This window comes from Caulobacter sp. 05T431, assembly GCF_056665975.1.
Window position 1 is genome coordinate 1 of sequence record NZ_JBFTKU010000172.1, and the last position, 376, is coordinate 376.

Genomic DNA, 376 nt, shown 5'->3' on the forward strand with positions numbered 1-376 from the left:
GGTCCACATCGGCGCGGCTTCAGTGCCGGCGAACCGGAGTGGCCCCACGGGTGCGTTGAGGGCGTTGCCGATGCTGCTCAACAGACCCGGTGGCAGGACGGTCACCGGGGCGCCCATTGTGTACGGGACGCTCGGCCAGTCCGTCTCGTGGTATCCGAGTGGGTGGGCGGCGTCAGGGCCCAGGACTGCGACCAGCGAATCGAGCACCGCCTTCTTCCGGGCTTCGGCGCCGAGGGCGAACCAGGCGTCGTAGTCCTTTCCTCCGATAAACGCCACGATAGTGGACCAGTCGTCCCCGGGCCGGGTGACGTCCAGGGAAAGGTAGCCAAGGTCGAGATCGAAAATTTCGCCTGAAAGGCCGGCATCACGCCAGAAC

Annotated in this window: 1 protein-coding gene; it reads right to left on the reverse strand. The window is 66.2% G+C overall.

The annotated features are described in order from the left end of the window. Positions 1-376, reverse strand: a 376-nt coding sequence (locus AC1U89_RS24995; RefSeq protein ID WP_479902305.1) for an FAD-dependent oxidoreductase, incomplete at both ends; no start/stop codon positions are given.